The sequence below is a fragment of the Streptomyces boncukensis genome (genome assembly GCF_011045075.1).
Lineage (GTDB): Bacteria > Actinomycetota > Actinomycetes > Streptomycetales > Streptomycetaceae > Streptomyces > Streptomyces boncukensis.
The window spans coordinates 1-2,364 of record NZ_JAAKZZ010000785.1 but is presented as its reverse complement, the minus strand read 5'-3'; the positions used below and the strand labels follow the sequence as shown (position 1 = coordinate 2,364).

The following is a 2,364-nucleotide window of genomic DNA, read 5'->3' as shown; positions in this document are numbered from 1 at the left end:
CCGGGGGTCGGGCGGCTGGCGGAGTGGCGACCCGGCCGGCCGCGGCCGGCTCGCGGGCCGGGCCCCGCGCTGGTGGGCTGGAGCCATGCGCCATGGCTTCCGCTCCCCCGCTCCCCGGTCCTCCGGCGTCGTCGCGCTCGCCCTGCTGGGCGCGCTGGCCGCCGGGTGCGGCGACGACACCGGATCCGATCCGGGTTCGGACTCCCCCTCGGCCTCCGCCCCCCGTTCCGCCGAGCCCGATTCCGGCCCGCTCGGCAAGACGGAGGTCCGCAAGGCGCTGCTCACCGTGGGGGACTTCCCCGCCGGGTGGTCGCGGACCGACCTGGACGACGACGGCACGAGCGACCTCGACGCCGAGGACGAGACCTGCGACCGGTTCCTGGACACCCTGGACGGCGACGACGCCCGCACGGACGCCTCCCGCGACTTCGAGAAGTCCCACACGGGCCCCTTCGTCTCCAGCGGGGTCGCGTCGTACGGCACCGGCCGCGCGAAGAAGGTGATGCGGGACTTCGCGCGGCTGGGCTCCGAGTGCCGGGCGTTCACCTCGAAGGACGAGGACGACGGGAGCGAGGTCGCCTTCACCGTCAAACCGCTGTCGATGCCGGACTTCGGCGACGAGAGCGAGGCGCTGCGGCTGACGGGGAAGGCGCGGGGCGGGGCGAGCGCGAAGGAGATGACGCTCACCGTGGACCTGGTGCTGGCCCGGGTCGGGCCGAGCACGACGGGGGTGGCGAACATGTCGGTGCTCGGCTCCGACAGCCAGGTCACGGCCGAGGTGATGGAGCGTGCCGTCTCCCGCCTGCGCCGCGTCCAGGACGACGGCTGAGCGCCCGAAGGGGGCGGGGCTGCGGGGCTGCCCCTGGCGGCGCGTCGCCGTCTGCGGGCGGTGTGTGGTTGCGCGCGCAGTTCCCCGCGCCCCTGCAGGGCACTAGTGCCGGTCGGTCCGGCGGGCGCGGAGGGCGAAGGCGATCAGGATGCCGATGGCCGTCACGACGACCGCGTCGATGCCCAGGCCCAGCTTGATGCCGCCCAGGGCCGCCTCGTCCGCCGCCGTGCCCCCGTTCCGCAGCGCCCCCGACCAGCTGACCGCGACCGCGCTCAGCAGCGGGATGCCCATCGCGATGCCGAGCTGCATCGCGCTGGTCACCAGCGACGTGGCCCGGCCCTGGTCCGCGTCGGCCAGCCCTGAGGTGGCGGTCACGCCGTAGGAGACCACGGCCACCAGGTGCAGGGCGCTCGCCGCCGAGAGGGCGACGACGACCAGCCACAGCCCGGAGTCCATGCCGATGCCCAGCAGCGCCGCGGTGAGCACGCCCTGGCCCACCAGTCCCAGGGCGAGGGTGCGAGGAGCGCCGATGCGGCTGGCGATCCGCGGGGCGAGCGCGCCGCCCCCGATCGAGGCCAGCCCCTGGACGCCGAACACCAGCCCGGAGACCAGCGGCGAGACGCCGAGGGTGTCCTGGAGGTAGAGGGTCAGCAGGAAGACCGCCGCGGTCATCATCGACACCGTCACCAGTCCGCCGAGGTTGCCGAACGCCACGGTCGGGCGGCGCAGCATCCACAGCGGCAGCAGCGGGTCCTGGGTGCGGGCCTCGATCCGGATGAAGGTCGCCAGCAGCGCGAGGCCGAGCAGCAGCGCGGTGAGGACGTCGGGCCGGGTGAAGCCCTCCTCGGCGGCCGTGGACAGCCCGTAGACGACGCCGAGCAGGCCGCCGGTCACGGCGAGCGCGCCGGGTATGTCGAGCCGGGTGCGCTCGCCCCGGCTCTCGGTCAGCGTCCGGGGGGCGACGAGCAGCACGGCGACGCCGCCGACGCCGAGCAGCGCCATGGTGGAGCGCCAGCCGAGGGTGTCGGTCAGCACGCCGCCGACGACCATGCCGACGGTGAAGCCGAGCGCCATGAGGGAGCCGTTGATGCTGAGCGCCTTGGTGCGCTTGGGGCCCTCCGCGAAGGAGGTGGTGATCAGCGCCATGCCGGTGGGCACCAGTGCGGCGGCCCCGAGGCCCTGGAGCGCGCGCCCCGCGAGGAAGAGGGGCGCGTTCGGCGCCAGCGTGGCGAGGACGGAGGCGCCCGTGAAGAGGGCGAGCCCGGTCAGGAACGTACGGCGGCGGCCCAGCTGGTCGCCGAGGCGGCCGAAGAGCAGCAGGAAGCTGCCGGTGGGCAGCGCGAAGGCGGTCACCGCCCACTGCAGCCCGGCCTCGCCCAGGCCCAGGTCCGGGCCGAGGACGGGCAGGGCGACATTGAGCACGGAGAAGTCCAGCGCGACCATGAACTGGGAGGCGCACAGCACGACCAGGACCAGCTTCTCGCGGGCGGTGAAGCGCGCGGGCGCTGACTGCGGCGCCGGCTCCGGCGCCGAGG

At 75.0% G+C, this 2,364-nt stretch carries 2 protein-coding genes; one reads left to right on the top strand and one right to left on the bottom strand.

Annotation, left to right across the window (positions count from 1 at the left end):
- The coding region (locus G5C65_RS35580) for a hypothetical protein (protein WP_206442637.1) at nt 1-829 on the top strand (829 nt) is incomplete at its 5' end.
- Between the two features lie 102 nt (nt 830-931).
- Here G5C65_RS35580 and G5C65_RS35575 read toward each other — a convergent pair.
- The coding region (locus tag G5C65_RS35575; protein ID WP_241266298.1) for an MFS transporter at nt 932-2,364 on the bottom strand (1,433 nt) is incomplete at its 5' end.